The following is a 16994-nucleotide window of genomic DNA, read 5'->3' as shown; positions in this document are numbered from 1 at the left end:
GGCGCAAGGTCTATGTCAATCCCGATCCTGACAAACCGCCAGACTCCGCGAAACCGTCTCAGGCACGTCTCAGATTGCGACAGCCACTCCCCCGCGTCGTCCCCCTCCCGCCAACGTCTGCCCCCGAGATAGCGGCCCTGCAGCCCTCCCGGGCAGACTGGCACAGCCATTGCGAAAGCCCTCGCCTCACGCATAACAAGAGGTTCTGTCATGGCTATTGCAACCCTGCTCCCCGCCACCACCGCGTTTATCCAGCGCGCCCCGCGCATGCTGATCGGCGCCGAATGGGTCGAGGCCGCCGACGGCCAGACCATGCCCCTGCGCAACCCGGCCACCGGCGAGCAACTGTGCGTGGTGCCGCGCGCCACAGTGGACGATGTCGATCGCGCGGTGCTCGCCGCGCGCCAGGCCTTCGACGATTCGTCCTGGAGCCGCACCCGCCCGCGGGAACGGCAGAACCTGCTGTGGAAACTTGCCGACCTGATGCAGCGCGACACCGAGCTGCTGGCGCAACTGGAATGCCTGAACAACGGCAAGAGCGCCGCGGTGGCCCAGGTCATGGACGTGCAACTGGCCATCGACTTCCTGCGCTACATGGCCGGCTGGGCGACCAAGATCGAAGGCAGCAGCGTCGAGGTCTCAGTGCCGCTGATGCCCGACCAGCAGTTCCACAGTTTCATCCGCCGCGAGGCGGTCGGCGTGGTCGGCGCCATCGTCGCCTGGAACTTCCCGCTGCTGCTGGCCTGCTGGAAGCTCGGCCCAGCCCTGGCCACCGGCTGCACGGTGGTGCTCAAGCCGGCCGACGAAACCCCGCTGACCGCGCTGAAGCTCGCCGAGCTGGTGCAGGAAGCCGGCTACCCCGACGGCGTGTTCAATGTGATCACCGGCACCGGCATCACCGCGGGCGCGGCCCTGACCCGCAACCCGCTGGTGGACAAGCTGACCTTCACCGGCTCCACCGCGGTGGGCAAGGAAATCGGCAAGATCGCCATGGATTCCATGACCCGGGTCACCCTGGAACTGGGCGGCAAGTCGCCGACCATCGTCATGGCCGATGCCGACCTGGGCAGCGCCGCGGCCGGCGCCGCCAGCGCGATCTTCTTCAACCAGGGCCAGGTCTGCTGCGCCGGCTCCAGGCTGTATGTGCAGCGTAAGCACTTCGACAAGGTGGTGGCCGATATCGCCGGCATCGCCAACGCCATGAAGCTCGGCAGCGGCCTGGACGCCAGCGTCGACATCGGTCCGCTGATCTCCGCCCGGCAGCAGGAACGTGTCTCTCGCTACATCGAAATGGGTCGGGAAAGCGGCGCCACCATCGCCTGCGGCGGCGAGCAGTTCGGCCCTGGTTATTTCGTCAAGCCGACGGTGATAGTCGACGTCGACCAAAAGCACTCGCTGGTACAGGAAGAGATCTTCGGCCCGGTGCTGGTGGCCATTCCTTTCGACGACGAAGCCGATGCCCTGCGCATGGCCAACGACAGCCCCTACGGCCTGGGCGCGAGCATCTGGTCCAACGACCTGGCGGCGGTGCACCGGATGATCCCGCGGATCAAGTCCGGCTCGGTCTGGGTCAACTGCCACAGCGCCCTGGACCCGGCGCTGCCGTTCGGTGGCTACAAGATGTCCGGCGTGGGCCGGGAAATGGGGTATGCGGCGATCGAGCATTACACCGAGCTGAAGTCGGTGTTGATCAAGCTCTGATCCGCGACAACCCATAGCGCCTTGCCCTCGCGCAAGCGCTTCTCCACCGGGGCGCCGGGGTTTGTCCGGCGTCTCCCGACGACTGGTCCGGGGTCGACGACCTGCTGCCCGGCCCATGCCCCGAACGGCTGCTACGCTGAGCCCGAGCCGGCTCGACAGCTGCCCTGCGAGCCTGGCTCAGCCACCTTCACCCCACACCTCATCACCACCGAAAACCTGAGGAAAGCATCATGGGATCAAATGGACATGATCACGACGGCGTCCAATGCGGATGCCACAACCCGATCTGGAACGCACTGAAGGACACTCTCGACCCGGCCAGCCACACCGCCAGCCAGCCACAGGACGCCAATGAACTGGCCAGGGAACCGGCCGGCGAGTCCATCATCTTTACCAACGGCACCATCTACCCCTTGCGCGACGGCAACATGGACGAACGGGTCGAGGCCCTGGGCATCCACGCCGGCGATGTGGTCGCATCCGGCACCCTGGCCGACGTCGAAGCGCGCATGAACACCCTGGGCATCAGCTACAAGAAGCAGTCCCTGAACGGCAAGACCCTGTTGCCCGGCCTGATCGAGCCCCACGCCCATATCGTGCAGAGCTGCGCCATGGAAGGCTGGCTGAACCTGGGGGCCATCGATAGCGACAACCCGGATGAGCACAAGAACCAGCGGCTACGGCCTACCTATGACTGGCCCTGGTTGAAAAGCACCATCCAAGGCAACCTGCCCAAGGACAACTCGACCTGGATCCTCGGCCATCAGGTCGATCCGGCGCTGATGCCCTTCCAGGTCGTCCCCCACGGCCTGAACAGACTCATCACCTTTCACTGTGGCCCCGGCGATGACATCGGCAACCTGGACACCATCGACAAGCAGCATCCGATTCTGCTGATCAGCGCGTCCATGCACACCGCCTACCTGAACACCGCGGCGAGCGACGCGGTGTTCAAGAAGACCGGCGTCAGGGCCGACAACGGCGTCCTGCAGGAAGCCGAGGTGCTGGCCGCCATCAAGAGCATTCCCCTCCGGCAGCAGCTGGAAATACTGAATATCTTCAAGCACCTCGAAGACTACTTCGACAAGGCCTCGCGCCGCGGGATCACCCTGCTCTACGACGCGATGATGGACACTCAATCGAAGCTGGTACTGGGCGCCTACTTCCTGACCCACCCCCGCAAGCTGCGGATCGGCTACGCCGCCGCCTGCGATGGCACGCCCGAGGCCATCGGCAAGCTGCCGCGCTACCAGCCGGTCAGCCGGGAACAGGCCAAGCGCTTCTATCAGGGCTCGGTCAAGCTGGTGTCCGATGGTTCCAACCAGGGGCTGACGGGTTATCAGGCGCAGCCTTACTGCTGCGAGACAGACCGGCCGGTGGGCAACTTCAATTTCTGCGACCAGGACCACACCCCGGTCACCACACCCGATGCCTACAAGACCGTGGTGCGCAATGCCGTCGAAACCGGCTGGCCGCTGATGATCCACGCCAACGGCGACCGGGCCATCGACTTCACCCTGCAAGCCTATGAGGCGGCCTTGCAGGGCGGCAGCGCCCTGGAGAAACGCCACCGCATCGAGCACTGCTCGCTGCTGACCGCGAACACCCTGCAGACCCTGCAGCGCCTGGGCCTGTCACCGAGCTTCCTGATCGGTCATGTCGGCTACTGGGGCTATTCCTTCAAACAGGCGATCTTCGAAGGCAAGGCCGAACAGATGCTCGACCTGTGCCAGTCGGCCCTGGACCACAACCTGAGAATGACCCTGCACAGCGACTGTTCGGTAACGCCCCTGGGGCCGCTGCGCTCCATGGAGCAGGCGGTGACCCGCAAGATGGAAGGCATTCGTGATGCCCAGGGGCAGTTCGTCCGCGACCCAAGGCTGCAACCCATCCTCAATGAAGCCGAGTGCCTGACGCGCAAGCAGGCCTTGAAAGCCATCACCTATGACGCGGCCTGGCAGTGCCACGCCGAAGGCTGGACCGGGTCCTTGCAGGACGGCAATTTCGCGGACCTGGTGATTCTCGAGCAGGATCCCCTCGACGAAAAAGTGCCGGCCACCAGCATCAGGGACATCAAGGTCTGCGAAACCTGGAAAGGTGGCCACCGGGTGTACGTCAATCCCGCTAGCTGATCGTTAGCCATGGCAAGCCGGGGGGCTGTCCGGACCCCGGCTTGTTAGTGCTTCGTCAGGGACGACGGGTTTGGATGGTCGCTGCGCGGATCGNAGCGAGGCTTGCCCGCGATCATTCGCCCAGGCGCCGCCATCGCCCAAGCCTTACGCCGGCTGCGCCGTCGATCGCAGCCTGCGGCAGCGGCTACAGAAAAGCCTCTTCACCTCAAGGCTTGTACCCCTGCCCCAGCAACCAGCCACGCACGGCCCTGTCCTGTTCCTCGCTCAACCCCGCCAGCACTTGTTGCGCCGGTTCGTTGGACAAGCGGCGCAACAGCGGCGCCAGCTCCACCCCTTGCACATGCCAGATGCCCAGCGGCTGGTCCGGGGTGATCACCACCTCGGCTTGGTCCACCAGGCCATCGCGCAATACCGGAGCGCGCTCGATGCGCAGGGCGGAAAAGTCCGGCTCAGGGTGCGCCGGCTCACGGTCCGGCCACCGCCGTCGGGCCTGCCAGAACGGCCGTTCGGCCCAGCGCTGCTCGTCGGCGTAGAAGTCGCGGCCGATGCGGGCGAAGCGCAGGAACAGTTGCTCCACCCGCTGAGCATGGAAGCGCTGCGCCAGGGCCGCCCGTTCGAGCCGTTGCAGCAGCGTGTTGATCACCGCCGGCGCCTGCAACGCCGAGGACAGCGACTGGAAGATACCGTTGCCCGACAGCGGGTCCACGGCCATGGCCGCATCGCCCACACGAATCCAGTTATCGCCACACACCTGCGGGCAGAGAATCGCCGTGCTGCTGCGCGCGTGCAGTTGCAAATCGTGCTCCGGCCCGTCAGCGAAAAACTCCCGCGCCAGGGCCGAACCCTGGCGGCGCTGGCGGCAGTAATCCAATAGCTGCGCCTTGCCCGGCAGTGCAGCGCTGGCCACGTCCACCGTCAGTTGCCAGTAACACTGGCCGTCGGCCTGTCGTGCCATCCAGGCCCAGCCGTCTTCAAGGCTGTGCACGGCGCTGGCGGTGGTGCCCGGCGCGCCCTGCCAGCGGTTGAGCAGGCTGAGGGTTTCCGGCCCGCGCAAGCCTTTGCCCAGTTCTTTACTCAATGCCGGCGCCTGGCGCCCGCGGGCCTCCACCAGAAAATCCGCGAAGCGCTCGGCCTGCCCCTCGATCCGTAGCCGATGCCCGCTCAAGGACGACTGTACCTCCAGCACCCGGCCTTCAATCAACTCGACCCCGGCCTCGCGCAAATCCTCGCGCAGGCCGCGATCGAAGCGCGGGCGATCCAGCAGGTATTCGACGTTCTGCCCATGGCTCTGGCCGTTCCATGCCACCTGACGCTGGGATGCCTGCAACCCCGCCTCCAGCGCACGTCCCAGACCGGCGCCGCGCAGGGCTTCGAGCACCCGCAGCGACACCCCTTCCAGCGCCGGGAAACGCCGCCACTCGCTGACCAGCGCTACCTCATAGCCCAGGCGCCGCAAGCCCAGGGCCACCGCGGCACCCGTCGGACCGGCGCCGAGAATCAGCAGCGGCCTCATGTCCAGCCGCGCCGTTCGGGGCCGTGATAGCGGGCATGGGTCTGCAGCCACTGGACCACCTGCGGGTTGCCGGCGTCGCGGTGTTCGCCGAGGTAACGGGCGATATGCCCGCTCAAGGCCGCGCAGCCCAGGCTGGCGCCGGACTGGCCGGGATGGCTGCCCTGCACACAGGCGGCGAAATCGGCCTGCTGGCTGTCGAGCCACGACCATTCGCCGGGGGTGCAACGGGCATCGCCGGTCACCCGCAGCACGCCGGGGTAACGGGCCGGGAACACGCCTTCGCCCTGGGCCGGGGTGGAGGCGCACAACAGCACGCCATGGGCCAGGGCCGCGGCGCAGGCTTCGCGCAACAGGCTGCGGTCCTGGCGCAATCCCAGGCTGAGGTTGATCAGCCGCACTTGCTGGCTCACCAGCCAGTCCAGGGCGCTGGCGATCTGCAAAGCGCTGGTCACCCCGCGCTGATCGAACACCTGGGCCACACAGAAGCGCGCCTTGGGCGCCCGCTCGCCGATCGCCTCGATAATCGCGCTGCCATGGCCGAGGGGGTCTTCGCGCAAGTCGCCCTCGCCCACCCCGTCCTCCACCAGATAGAAACGCCGCCCGGCCAGCACCCGTTGGCGTTGTGCAGCCGAATGTCCGCTGTCGACCACGCCGATCCGCAGCTCAGGCTTCATGGGCCACCTTCACCGACTGCAAGACGCCGTCCACCAGTTCGAAGCGCAGGTCGGCGTCGGCCAGGGTCGAGGGCCGATGGCTGATCAGGATCCGCGTGCGCCCGGCGAACAGCCGGTCGATGGCCTCTATCACTTCGCGCTCGGTGCTTTCGTCCACCGCCGAGGTGGCCTCGTCCAGCACCAGGATCAAAGGGTCCTGCAGCAGTGCGCGGGCAATCGCAATCCGTTGTTTCTGCCCGCCGGACAGCTGCTGGCCGCGCTCGCCCAAGGGGCTGTCCAAACCTTCGGGCAGCGACTCGATCAGGCTGTCCAATTGCGCCAGCCGCGCCACCTCGGCCACCGCCGCGCGCGGTGCGTCGGGCACGCTGTAGGCCAGGTTGTCGGCCAGGCTGCCGCGGAACAGCACGATGTCCTGGCTGACCACGGCAATGCGCCGCCGCAGCTCGAACAGGTCGAGCTGGCGCAGGTCGACACCGTCCAGCAGCACCTGCCCGGACTGCGGGTCGTGGTGGCGTTGCAGCAGGTCGATCAGGGTCGACTTGCCGACCCCGGAGCCGCCGCCCAGGGCCACTTTCAAGCCATAGGGAATGCGCGCCTCAATGCCGCGCAGGGTGCTCGGCCGCCCCGGGTGGCTGAAGTGCAGATCACGGAAATACAGCTCGCCGCCGCTGGGCATCGGCAGCGGTTGCAGCGGCGTGGTCACGCTCGGTTGTTCGCCGCGCAGCTCCATGACCCGGCCCAGGCTGACGGTCATGCGCTGGATCGCCACGTACAGCCCCAGCAGGCTCTGCACCGGCCCCACGGCCATGCCCAGGTAAGTGGAAAAGGCGATCAGCGCGCCCAGTTGCCAGGTGCCTTGCACCACCCAATAACCACCGATCAAAAACGCACAGGCCCGCGACAGCGAGGTCAGGGTGCCGGGCACCGCCTGGGTGAAAAACTCGCTGACCTGCAGGCGCAGCAACTGGCTCATGTAGCCCTGCCCCAGGCGCTCCAGGCGCTGCGCTTCGCGCTGCTGCTGGCCGGCGCTCTGGATGAACTTCATCACCGGCAGGGTCTCGACCATGAACGACGACATGTCCGCCGAACGCTCGCGCAGTTGCCGCACATCGCGCTCGACCTTGCGCCGCATCCAGCGCAGCCAGAGCAGGTCCAGGGGGATCAGCAACAGCGCCAGCAGCGACAGCTGCCAGGACAGGGTCACCAGCAGCGCCAGCGCCACCACCAGGCCGATCACGCTGGACACCGCGGAGAACAGCGAATCGACGGCAAAACGCTGGATCTCCGCGACGTCGCCATCGAGCCGCGACATCAGGTCGCCGATCCGCCGCTGCCCATAGAAGCCCGGCGACAGACGCTGCAAATGGCGGTACAGGTCATCGCGCAGGGCGAACAGAATCCGCCCCGACAGGCGCGTATGCAGGTAGCGGTTGATGCCCGACAGCGCGGTGCCCAGCAGCCCGGCGAGGATCATCAGCCCGGCGATCCACACCAGCATGGAGAAGTTGCGCGCCAGCAGGCCGTCGTCGATCAGCAGCTTGGTCAGCCAGGGCTGCACCAGCACCAGCAACGAGGCGCAGACCGACAGCGCCAGCAGCCCGGCGATGGCCAGGCGCTGCGGGCGGACAAACCCATACAGCCAGCGCAAGGCGGCTTGCAGGGCCACAGGGTCGGGGCTGTCCACCAGCCGGCTGAGCAGGCGCGACATCAGCTGCGCAACTGCTTGAGCTTGCGATACAGGGTCGCGCGACTGATGCCCAGGGCATCGGCGGCGGCGGAAACATTACCCTGGTGACTGTCCAGCGCCTGGCGGATCAGTTCCAGCTGGTTCTCGCGGATGCTGCCGGTGACCGGCCGCTCGCTGGCGTTGAGATCGTCGAGCATGCTGTCAGGCAGGTGCTCCAGGCCCAGGGCCGCTTCGCCCTCCTCGCGCATCGCCAGCGCCGTGCGCAGCACCATCTCCAGCTGGCGGATGTTGCCCGGCCAGTGATAACCGGCCAGCAACTGGCGCAGGTCCTCGGCCAGCGGCACCCCGGGGCTGCCGAGCTTGGCCAGCAGGACCTCCAGCAGCGCGTCGAAGTCCTCGCGTTCGCGCAGCGCCGGGAGCATCACGCTGATGCCGTTGACCCGGTAGAACAGGTCCTCGCGGAACTGCTTGTCGGCCACCTGTTGCTTGAGGTCGCGGTGGGTGGCGCAGATCAACGCGATGTCGATGTCCTGCTCTTCGCCGGCGCCCAGCGGCGCCACCTTGCGGTCCTGCAACACCCGCAGCAGGCGCGCCTGCAAGGCCAGCGGCATATCGCCGATTTCATCGAGGAACAGGGTGCCGCCGTGGGCCTGTTGCAGGCGGCCGATCATGCCGCCACGGCGCGAACCGGTGAAGGCGCCCTCGCGATAACCGAACAGCTCCGACTCGATCAGGCCCTCGGGGATCGCCGCGCAGTTCACCGCGATAAAGGGTTTGTCGGCGCGGCTGCCGGCCAGGTGCAGGGCGCGGGCAACCACCTCCTTGCCGGTGCCGGTTTCCCCCAGCAGCAACACCGGCAAGGCATTGGCCAGGCCCTGGCGGGCCATGCGCAGGGCCCGGGCATAACGGCTGTTGTTGCCGGCCAGATTGTCGAGTTGCGGATGGCTGGCGGTATCTTTCGGCGCACTGCGCGGCACGCTGCTGACATTGATCGAGCGTTGCGGCGCGCGCAGGGTCTTGTAGAAGAACTCGCCCTTGGCGGTCTGCAGGCTGCCGATGCCGCCCTGTTGCAGGCGCGCCAGCAATTGCAGGCCGTCGACGCCGAGAAACTCTTCGCAACGCCGCCCCACCAGCGCCGAGCGCGGCGCATCGAGCAACTGGCAGGCCTGGCTGCTGACCGCGAGGATCTGCCCGCCCAGGCTCAGGGCCAGCAGGCCTTGCCAGGGGGACTCCAGGTACTGCCGGCGGCTGTGGAACGCCAGGACGATCTGCTCAGGATAAGAGGCGTTGAACACCCGGCTCTCGATCTGGCTGACCGCCATGGCCAGCAGCGCCGAGCTGTCCTGGAAGCGCCCCAGCGGACCTTCGCGGGTCAGGTCGAGCACGCCGAGGATCTCGCCCTGGGGGCAACGGATGGGCACCGAGGTGCAGGAAAAATGGCTCAGGCGATCCAGGTAGTGTTCGCCGCAATCGATCATGGTGGTGCGTGCTTCCACCAGCGCCGTGCCCAGGGCATTGGTGCCGCGGGTGGCTTCGCTCCAGCAGGCGCCGAGGGTGATGTCTTGCACGCCGCTGCCCTTGAGCCGGTCGGCCCGGCCTTCGATCGACAGAATGGTGGCGTCGGCATTGGCCAGGATGATCAGGCCGTCCTGGCCCTGGCGCTCGGCCAGGTAGTCGATGGCGGGGATCGCCGCGTCGAGCAGCAGGCGATTGCTCGCCAGCAGCACCTCGAGGCTGGCGCCGGATTCCAGGCTCAGCTCCGGCTGGCCATTGAAGTGCACGCCATGGCTGAGGCTGCGCCGCCATGAGGCGTCGATTTCCGCACGCAATACGCCATCGGGGACTTCGCCTTCCAGATGGAGTTTTGCCCGGGCCAGTCCGGCCTGGTGCTGCAGCTCGCCCGTTGTTGTTTTTATGAGAGTCATCAAGCGCTCCGAATCGGTCCGCCCGGCCCTCCCCGGTCCATTCCCTTGGATTGCGAGGAGCACGCAAGCCAAGGCCAATGTCTACACCCGGTTCAGATGGCAGTAAAGGGAAGTTTGGCCCGTGGCCAGCCTTGCCTTTACAGAAGCAAAACCTGCGCCACGGGAAAAACCGCGCCGGAGCATCTTGACGTTGACGTAAAGCGGATGGCAAGTGCCGTATGGCGCCTGCAACAGCCGCCCCGACCTCTATCTGTAGGAGCGGAGCTTGCCCGCGATAGCGATCGCATGGGCAATGAAAATCCCGAACCACCCCGCCCTAACCGACCCGCCCCCGGGAAAGCCCGCGTAACCACGGCAAAACCTGCAACCCATGGCATTGTGGAGGGGGATCGATCATCGCCATCAGGCGCTTGAGCAACTCGCTCCCCGGCGCGCCCGACAGGCTGACCTGCACCACTGGCGGTAGAGGCTCGGACATGGATGGCAGCTGCGCCTGCTGGCTGTCGTAGATCAGGGCGTGGCGAATCAGCGGGTTGTCGCGGCAGAAGGCTTCAAGGTCGATATCCAGGGCAGCGACCAGTGCAGTGCTGATGAGCAACAGATCGAACGGCTTGCAGGAACCGCAGGTCAGGGTTTCGATTTCGTCGAACGAGTGCACCGGGGCAATGCGGAAATACCCCAGCTGGTTGAGGATCCTTTCAATTTTCAGGCGCTGGAAATGCTGATCGTCAGCGATCAGTATCCGCAGGGTTTTATTGATCATCGTGGGAAACCGCCATTGGGATGTGCCGTTGATTCCTTATGAACATCAGCTGAGGCGCCGCCAGCTTATCGAGCGCGATAAACCCGGTATGTAGGAGTTTTCCCAAGCTGGGGATGTTGCTCCCTGATGCCGGGCGGGGCTGGTCCAGCCACTTTCGGTATCGCCCATGTCGACGTAGCAATAGCCGAGGTCCAGGGCCAGGCGATCCGTCACGTCGTAGGCAACGCCCGCGCCGAGGGACCAGGCCAGGTTGGTCTGGGTCGCGGAGCCGTACTGGCGAGACTCGTTACCCTGCCAGCCCTTCGACTCGAGCTGGGCCAGGCCTTTGCATCAAGGCCAACGCCTGCTCGCCACTGCTGGCCTGCACAATGTCGTAAACACCCAGTTCAGGCATTAAAAAAGCCCCTGGATCTTTTGATTCAGGGGCATGCAGAGGCGACGCGTTATCGTTGAGGTTTATCGCGGGCAAGCCTCGCTCCTACAGGACGGTGGCGTTTTGATAATCATCCCGACACCCAGGCTTCTGTAGGAGCGAGGCTTGCCCGCGATACGATCTGACAGCCACCGCGATCAAGGCCCCGGCCTCGGCCCATTCAACCCGATGCTATTGCGGCTGTGCCAGCTTCGAAGCCAATGGATAAACCAACCAGGACTCTCCATCGATCTCTTGCCAAGATGCACCTTTGGCCATCAATACATTCGCCAGTCGCTCGCGAACCTGATTGATTTTCGAGTTGGCAACACTGTCGATGAATCGTCCTCGCACCGAATAAAGCTCTTTGACATAGCGCTCGATACGGTGAATCAGAAAGATGAATTGGGAAACCGCTCCGCTCGTTCCCTTGGCCCCTTCGATGGCCGTGAAGTTGCACACCGTCAGCGTGTTGTCTTCAAACCGGTAAACCAGTTCGAAATCTCCCAAGTGAACCTGCCACCCCACGACAAAATCGCTTTTTTCAAAGTAGGCGACTTCTGGCTGCAAACCCTGCAACTTGAGAAACAGTGTGACCGGATCAATAGACTGGAGAACAGGCATCTCACTTCGCTCTCATCTGCACGGCGTTGGCCATCCGCTCATAGAGGCCGACCAGTTCACGGGTTGCATCGCGTAATTGCCGGGAAGCCTCGGCGGCACGATCGGCGGTAGCCGCCACGTTTTTCGCAAAGTTTTCCGCGGCATTGGCCTGGAACTCTCCCAGCAATTGAGCCTGTTGCGCATCACGACTGACGCCCGCCGCGGCTACCCCGCCAAGCCCCTCAGTGGCTTTGCCCAGGCCAGCGGTCGCCGATGACGCCAGTTGGCTGCCGGTCAACGCCCCGCCAAAACCCACGACGCCGGACACAATTTGGCCAATCGCCCCGGTCATTGCCGCCTTGAATGTCGACTCAATGGCGTCTTGCTTGGTCGCCAGCGCTGTGAGCTGCTTGTCGAACGCATTCTTCTGCATCTCATCGTGGAATCCGCGCAACGTATCGCGCATGTCGATGTTCATTTTCCTCATCAACATAATAATTTCGTTGATGCGGGTGAAGGCGTTTTCACCTGTGTCGAACGTCCGGGTATCCCCTGCATCCTGCACGGGCAAAGAAGCGGCCAAGGGTTGGGTATTCACTGTAGTGGTCATTTTCTTCTCCTGGTATCAAACCATTGCCGAGGCAATCTGCACTTGCACCGCACCCGCTTGTGCGATGGCCTTACTGCCGTCTTGAACGACCTGGGACTGCCCTTCGACCAGTTCGCCAATCCGCTTCATGGCGGCGTCCTTTTCGTCTTTATAGAAAGTGAAAAGCGACTGCAGCCATTGCTGATCGAGGATGAGTTGACTGATCTCTTTTTGCAGTTTGGCGCGGTCCGCTGCCAGTGCTCCGGCGGTGATCTGGCTGGCGCCGGCCACCGCACCTCGTGTGACGTTGACTGCGGTGTAGGTCGAAGCCTTTAGCGCAACCTGCAGCACTTCGCGATTGATCTCCTTGGTCACCGCCTTGGTCACTTCCTTGGCAGTCATCTCTACCCCTTTGTCGATCGCACCGTGCCCGACCTTCTTCACTGCGTTGGTCACCAACTGTTCGATGGCTTCCTGAGAGAACTTTTCCAACATCCGGTTTACACCGAGCTGTTGCACGATTTTCTGGGCGGCCTCCTTGCCAGCCGTCTTGGACGCCTCCATTGCGACCTTGCCCAGGTTCTGGGCAATCTGGGCGGAAACCTGCGATGCCACTTCCTTGCCCACCATCTTCGCCGTCTGGTCGATTGCGCTTTTGCTCCCGGCCTTGATACCGGCCACCAGGGCCTGTTCGGCACCTTCCTTGAGAACCGTACCGGCAACTTTCGGAATGACCTTGGTCATCAACATATTGCGTGCGGCGCTGGTGATATCGATCACCGCCCCGGCAATTTCAAAACCCAGCTGGACCTTGCCGGCCACGTCGGCGATCGCCCGGTACTTTTCAGCATTGTCGGGATCGATCAGGGCCATGGTGTTGGCCGCCGCCTTGACGACACCGGCGAGCCCCGCCATCAAGTCCATCGCCCCGCCGGCAGCCGTCATGACATTGCCGGTCAGCGCCCCGCCGATGATTTTTGCCACCCCTGTGACAATTTCAACGGCCGCGATAATCCAATCGAAGATCACACCGAAGATGCCTGCCTTTTTGGCCTTCTCCTGCTGCTCGATGGCTTTGTCCATCTGCTCGCGGAAGTCGGCAACCTCTTGCTGACGCACCCTCTCCTGCTTGTCCGTCATGATCGCCAGGGCTTTGGACTTGGCCATGGCCGTACTGCCCAGAATCTCACTGGACAGGAGTGTCGAGGCCAACATGATCGAGTCCATCGGAATCTTCTCGAGATCCTTCAGGCTGATCGGAGTACCACTTTCGTTTTTGGCCGGGACATTGGCAAAGATCCGCTCCAGGGCCTTCATGGCCTCAAGTTGCGACACCTGGAGTTTGGGGGGCGGTGGGGTATTTACCCGCGAATGTTGCTGGCTGATATCGCCGAACACAGTCGAAGGGCCGCGCGAAGCATTGGCCCCGGTTTGCGCCTCTGCGGATATTTTCGGGTTGTCCGGGATGAGCATCTGCTCGGTTGGCGGCGCCGTCAGCGGCCGCGGATTCAATGTGATGCTCATGCCGATACCTCCACCGCACAATGAGCCAGCAATTGCGCGGCACTGTGCTGAATAGCCTCATGTTCAGGCTGTTGGTTGCACCATTTGATCGCGGCATTGAAGGCTTTGCGGGCACACTCGATCTGTCCCAGAAGGCTATGGCTGATGCCTGCGAAATAGGCGGAACGTGGATCATCCACGTTAATCATCCCGGACCGGCCGAAACTGATGACGGCCTCTTCATGCAGGCCAAGGCGCTGATTGCACAGCCCCAGGGCCAACCAGCACTCGAAGCTCCAGTGGTCGATACGCACCAGCAAGGAGTAGACATTGCGCGCTGCTTGAATGTCTCCGCTGTTGAACAGCTGCGTCGCGTAGGCATACAGCTTGTCGATATCGGCTTGCGTGATATCAGCCAACATACGAATCGAGCCACCGCGTGCAAAGAAATGCTGAAGCACTTCGTGGTCGTCCTGACCGGCACTGCAAATAGGTTGTGTCATGATGACTCCTTGGCTGGCCACACCGGAAAACCCGGGCGGCCAGCACGTTATCCAATCAACGGATAGCCGAGGCGGTGCCCTTGGTCATTTCAGCGAGCATGCTTTGCATGCTCTGCGTCAGTTGGTTGGAGGTGCTGTAGTTCTGCATCACCTGCTGCAACTTCAACTGGCTTTGCTGGTTGAAGTCGGTGGCACGACCCGCCACGGTTTCCAGCGAAGACTTGACCATCATCAGGTCGCCCTTATCGAGCTTGCCGCCCTTGCCTTCCATGAACTCATCGATGGTCTTGCCGTCGACCAGAATGTTGTTGGCCTTCATGTAGTCAATGACACTCGGCGGCAGTTCGCCCTTGCTTTCCGGCTTGTCCAGCTTGGCCATCACCCCTTCCACCAGGTTGGCTTTCTCCTGTGCGTCACGGGCGATCTCGGACTTCTTGTTCATCTGCGCGAACAGGTCATTACCCGATTGAGTCAACTGCAACATGATGTTCTGCATGGTCTGCAGACCATTGCTGAACATCGATTGCGAATTCACGATCGACTGCGGGGTTGGCGGCACGGAGCCCAGGGAGTTGACCGGAGTAAATTTATTGACAATAGGATCCATCGTGTTTTCTCCAAAGGATTCAAGCAAAGTTTCGACTGAGTTTTTTCAGTGCAGTGTTGTTTACCGCGGGTACTTCCTTTCCTGACGAGCCTTGTTGCAGAACAGACAACGAGTTCAGTTGCTCTCCAACTTTTTTCAGGCTTGTTTCAGATTTCGCCATTTTTTCCGCAAATCGGCGCTGCGCGTCATTTCCCTCTCGGCTCATATAGTCGTTCAACTTGTCCAGCTTGCTCCTGGCGGCCGGATCAAAGTTCGCCCGTTGTTGAAGCTCGGCGATTTCCGACTGCAGCTTTTCGAATTCCAGTATCTGGCGGGTAAATGTCGACTTGTTCTTACCCAGCTCGACCACCATGGCTTTCAGTTTTTCCATGTCGTCCATTCGGCACTCTATCCCTAGGGCAAAACCAGATTATCCCGTCATCCTTACCCACACTTATGGAAGTCGATGACGTCTTACTTTTTTGCCTGTTAATCGTTAAAAGAGTTATTGCGGACCTGCGGTTAACGAATCGCCGACGCGGTGCCTTTGGTCATCTCGGCCAACATGCTTTGCATGCTTTGCGTCAACTGATTGGAGGTACTGAAGTTCTGCATGACTTGTTGCAACTTCAACTGGCTTTGCTGGTTGAAGTCCGTTGCCCGCCCAGCCACCGACTCGAGGGAAGACTTGACCATCATCAAGTCGCCCTTGTCGAAGGCCATGGAGTCTTCAAGCGCCTGGCGAATGGTGTTCATGTGCTCCAGGCTGACTTTCTTGCCGCTCTGGAAATTGACTTCCGGCAGTCCCCAGACATAGTCGGACGCCTTCTTGCCATCAACGGTGATGCCGTTCGCATCCATGTAGGTGATGACTTCCTGCCATGAACGGGTTTCCATGCCCTCGGGACCGGATGCGGCAATCTTGGCCATCAGCGTTTCCAGGCTGGCCTGAGCGCCCGAGCGTTCGCCCATGAACTCGTCAATGGTCTTGCCGTCCACCAGAATGTTGTTGGCGCGCATATAAGCCACGGTACTTTCCGGCAGCGCCAACTTGTCCCCTGGCTTTACCAACCTGGACATGACGGCCTCAACCTGATTGGCCATCTCTTGTGCATCACGGGCAATTTCGGACTTCTTGTTCATCTGTGCGAACAGATCGTTACCCGACTGAGTGAGTTGCAACATGATGTTTTGCATGCTCATCAAGCCATTACTGAACATCGATTGAGGATTGGCAACGGACTGTGGCGTTGGCCGCACGTCCTCCAGGGAGCTTTTCGGGGTGGTTGCTGTTATCGCCATATTCATACATGTATTCCCAATGGTATTAAGTTCAACCATGGCAAATATAGGGGTGCCCCGCCGACTGAATGACGACGCACTGGCATATCACCAGGCTTCATTTATCACCACGAATAGAAATCATGGACCCTGGACTTCTTTTCACAGTGACCCGCCGAGAATACAACTCACCCAATCCGACTCTTCTGAATTCCCGTCAAACATTCCAATTTTTACCGAGGTCTCGACGCCTTACATATTTAGTCAATCCCTGATGAAAATGGCGGCTCCTGCACCTTATCTTTCAGGTAATCACCTGATGCATATTTTTCAGTACTCGCGTGACCATGGCGCTCACTCAGACAGTGATCCAGGAAGGGAGGACCGATGCAGGCAGTACGACTTCTATTCGGAAAGTACGGCGGCAAGGTGCATGTTGACGGCGCAGTGCAACTCATACCGCCAAACTCTGTCGTCGTGGCGAGTAACGAAGCAGCGCCTTGTAGTGCAAACAACGACCTTCAGTACTTCGACTTCTACCCTGCCGACTTCAAGCACCTGTACGCCGATGTCGTGGATTTGCTCGCTATCACCCATGGCACGCTGTTTTGGCGAGCGCCGATCAGGATGGTGAAGGCGCAGGATGACGTGATCAGCGTGCTTGAACTCTTGGCCAAGGGAGCCCCCGATACCTTGCTGCGCTTTGCCTATATCTACTGCCTGGGAGTGGACCGGCGTTATTTCTCCGCGTTGCTGCAACACATCATGACCGGAGACGAACCCTTCTTTGAGTTCATCGAAACACACGCTCTGAATCAGTGGTCGGTGGCTCGCTATGCGCTGGAATTCAATATGCCGTTGCGCAAGTTCAATCTGTTGTTCCAGGAAAAATACGGCCTGTCCGCAAAGCGCTGGCTGCTGGAACGTCGACTGACACGGGCCCGGGAATTGCTGCTGTCCACCTCGATGCGGGTGCTGGACATCGCCCTTGAATGCGGCTTCTCCAATCACGGGCATTTCACCGAAAGCTTTCGCAAACGTTACCTCTGCAACCCCACCCAGTATCGCCTGCGTGCCCAGGCAGCCCTCACTCCAGCCATCAGCCATGCGGGATAACGGATC

At 62.2% G+C, this 16994-nt stretch carries 15 protein-coding genes; 3 read left to right on the top strand and 12 right to left on the bottom strand.

Annotated elements, in window-relative coordinates:
* The first annotated feature begins 210 nt into the window (after nucleotides 1-210).
* Nucleotides 211-1701 carry an aldehyde dehydrogenase family protein gene (locus ACTJKT_RS28435; protein ID WP_440789664.1) on the top strand — a complete coding sequence of 497 codons (1491 nt, stop codon included), beginning with the start codon at nucleotides 211-213 and terminating at the stop codon, nucleotides 1699-1701.
* Nucleotides 1702-1931: 230 nt separating this feature from the next.
* Entirely contained in the window at nucleotides 1932-3833 is a 1902-nt protein-coding gene (locus tag ACTJKT_RS28430; RefSeq protein WP_440789662.1) for an amidohydrolase, read from the top strand.
* A 205-nt stretch (nucleotides 3834-4038) separates the two neighbouring features.
* Here the strand turns inward: ACTJKT_RS28430 and qhpG are convergent, their stop codons facing one another.
* From qhpG to ACTJKT_RS28370, 12 genes are all read right to left on the bottom strand, one after another.
* A complete protein-coding gene (gene qhpG / locus ACTJKT_RS28425; protein WP_440789660.1) occupies nucleotides 4039-5346 on the bottom strand; it encodes a flavin-dependent monooxygenase QhpG in 1308 nt (435 codons plus the stop codon).
* Entirely contained in the window at nucleotides 5343-6020 is a 678-nt protein-coding gene (gene qhpE / locus ACTJKT_RS28420; protein ID WP_440789658.1) for a subtilisin-like serine protease QhpE, read from the bottom strand. The genes qhpG and qhpE overlap by 4 nt, the downstream gene beginning before the upstream one ends.
* Nucleotides 6010-7728 carry an ABC transporter ATP-binding protein gene (locus tag ACTJKT_RS28415; protein ID WP_440789657.1) on the bottom strand — a complete coding sequence of 573 codons (1719 nt, stop codon included), beginning with the start codon at nucleotides 7726-7728 and terminating at the stop codon, nucleotides 6010-6012. Before ACTJKT_RS28415 ends, qhpE begins: the two co-directional genes overlap by 11 nt.
* Nucleotides 7728-9632, bottom strand: a complete 1905-nt coding sequence (locus tag ACTJKT_RS28410; protein ID WP_440789655.1) for a sigma-54-dependent Fis family transcriptional regulator — start codon at nucleotides 9630-9632, stop codon at nucleotides 7728-7730. The genes ACTJKT_RS28415 and ACTJKT_RS28410 overlap by 1 nt, the downstream gene beginning before the upstream one ends.
* Before the next feature lie 316 nt (nucleotides 9633-9948).
* Nucleotides 9949-10395: a hypothetical protein gene (locus ACTJKT_RS28405; RefSeq protein ID WP_440789653.1), complete on the bottom strand. Its 447-nt coding sequence runs from the start codon at nucleotides 10393-10395 to the stop codon at nucleotides 9949-9951.
* A 604-nt stretch (nucleotides 10396-10999) separates the two neighbouring features.
* Nucleotides 11000-11431: a hypothetical protein gene (locus ACTJKT_RS28400; protein WP_210477294.1), complete on the bottom strand. Its 432-nt coding sequence runs from the start codon at nucleotides 11429-11431 to the stop codon at nucleotides 11000-11002.
* Nucleotide 11432: 1 nt separating this feature from the next.
* Nucleotides 11433-12020, bottom strand: coding sequence for a hypothetical protein (locus tag ACTJKT_RS28395; RefSeq protein WP_210691413.1), 588 nt, complete (start codon nucleotides 12018-12020; stop codon nucleotides 11433-11435).
* 15 nt (nucleotides 12021-12035) lie between these two features.
* A complete protein-coding gene (gene sctE / locus ACTJKT_RS28390; protein ID WP_440789650.1) occupies nucleotides 12036-13523 on the bottom strand; it encodes a type III secretion system translocon subunit SctE in 1488 nt (495 codons plus the stop codon).
* A complete protein-coding gene (locus ACTJKT_RS28385; RefSeq protein ID WP_440789648.1) occupies nucleotides 13520-14005 on the bottom strand; it encodes a SycD/LcrH family type III secretion system chaperone in 486 nt (161 codons plus the stop codon). The genes sctE and ACTJKT_RS28385 overlap by 4 nt, the downstream gene beginning before the upstream one ends.
* A gap of 55 nt (nucleotides 14006-14060) precedes the next feature.
* Nucleotides 14061-14612 carry a secretion protein EspA gene (locus tag ACTJKT_RS28380; RefSeq protein WP_097304463.1) on the bottom strand — a complete coding sequence of 184 codons (552 nt, stop codon included), beginning with the start codon at nucleotides 14610-14612 and terminating at the stop codon, nucleotides 14061-14063.
* Between the two features lie 19 nt (nucleotides 14613-14631).
* Nucleotides 14632-14991, bottom strand: coding sequence for a hypothetical protein (locus ACTJKT_RS28375; RefSeq protein ID WP_440789646.1), 360 nt, complete (start codon nucleotides 14989-14991; stop codon nucleotides 14632-14634).
* Between the two features lie 122 nt (nucleotides 14992-15113).
* Nucleotides 15114-15899, bottom strand: a complete 786-nt coding sequence (locus ACTJKT_RS28370) for a hypothetical protein (protein ID WP_053280184.1) — start codon at nucleotides 15897-15899, stop codon at nucleotides 15114-15116.
* Nucleotides 15900-16259: 360 nt separating this feature from the next.
* Here ACTJKT_RS28370 and ACTJKT_RS28365 point away from each other — a divergent pair, with 360 nt between their 5' ends.
* Nucleotides 16260-16988: a helix-turn-helix transcriptional regulator gene (locus ACTJKT_RS28365; protein ID WP_440789644.1), complete on the top strand. Its 729-nt coding sequence runs from the start codon at nucleotides 16260-16262 to the stop codon at nucleotides 16986-16988.
* Nucleotides 16989-16994 lie beyond the last annotated feature (6 nt).

This window comes from Pseudomonas sp. 22526 (assembly GCF_052044735.1).
Lineage (GTDB): Bacteria > Pseudomonadota > Gammaproteobacteria > Pseudomonadales > Pseudomonadaceae > Aquipseudomonas > Aquipseudomonas piscium.
Note: the sequence above shows the minus strand (reverse complement) of the source record. Positions and strands in the feature narration are given on the sequence as shown.

Coding starts and splice junctions, on each gene's coding strand:
- ACTJKT_RS28435 (WP_440789664.1), top strand. CDS start 211: ATGGCTATTGCAACCCTGCTCCCCGCCACCACCGCGTTTATCCAGCGC.
- ACTJKT_RS28430 (WP_440789662.1), top strand. CDS start 1,932: ATGGGATCAAATGGACATGATCACGACGGCGTCCAATGCGGATGCCAC.
- qhpG (WP_440789660.1), bottom strand. CDS start 5,346: ATGAGGCCGCTGCTGATTCTCGGCGCCGGTCCGACGGGTGCCGCGGTG.
- qhpE (WP_440789658.1), bottom strand. CDS start 6,020: ATGAAGCCTGAGCTGCGGATCGGCGTGGTCGACAGCGGACATTCGGCT.
- ACTJKT_RS28415 (WP_440789657.1), bottom strand. CDS start 7,728: ATGTCGCGCCTGCTCAGCCGGCTGGTGGACAGCCCCGACCCTGTGGCC.
- ACTJKT_RS28410 (WP_440789655.1), bottom strand. CDS start 9,632: ATGACTCTCATAAAAACAACAACGGGCGAGCTGCAGCACCAGGCCGGA.
- ACTJKT_RS28405 (WP_440789653.1), bottom strand. CDS start 10,395: ATGATCAATAAAACCCTGCGGATACTGATCGCTGACGATCAGCATTTC.
- ACTJKT_RS28400 (WP_210477294.1), bottom strand. CDS start 11,431: ATGCCTGTTCTCCAGTCTATTGATCCGGTCACACTGTTTCTCAAGTTG.
- ACTJKT_RS28395 (WP_210691413.1), bottom strand. CDS start 12,020: ATGACCACTACAGTGAATACCCAACCCTTGGCCGCTTCTTTGCCCGTG.
- sctE (WP_440789650.1), bottom strand. CDS start 13,523: ATGAGCATCACATTGAATCCGCGGCCGCTGACGGCGCCGCCAACCGAG.
- ACTJKT_RS28385 (WP_440789648.1), bottom strand. CDS start 14,005: ATGACACAACCTATTTGCAGTGCCGGTCAGGACGACCACGAAGTGCTT.
- ACTJKT_RS28380 (WP_097304463.1), bottom strand. CDS start 14,612: ATGGATCCTATTGTCAATAAATTTACTCCGGTCAACTCCCTGGGCTCC.
- ACTJKT_RS28375 (WP_440789646.1), bottom strand. CDS start 14,991: ATGGACGACATGGAAAAACTGAAAGCCATGGTGGTCGAGCTGGGTAAG.
- ACTJKT_RS28370 (WP_053280184.1), bottom strand. CDS start 15,899: ATGAATATGGCGATAACAGCAACCACCCCGAAAAGCTCCCTGGAGGAC.
- ACTJKT_RS28365 (WP_440789644.1), top strand. CDS start 16,260: ATGCAGGCAGTACGACTTCTATTCGGAAAGTACGGCGGCAAGGTGCAT.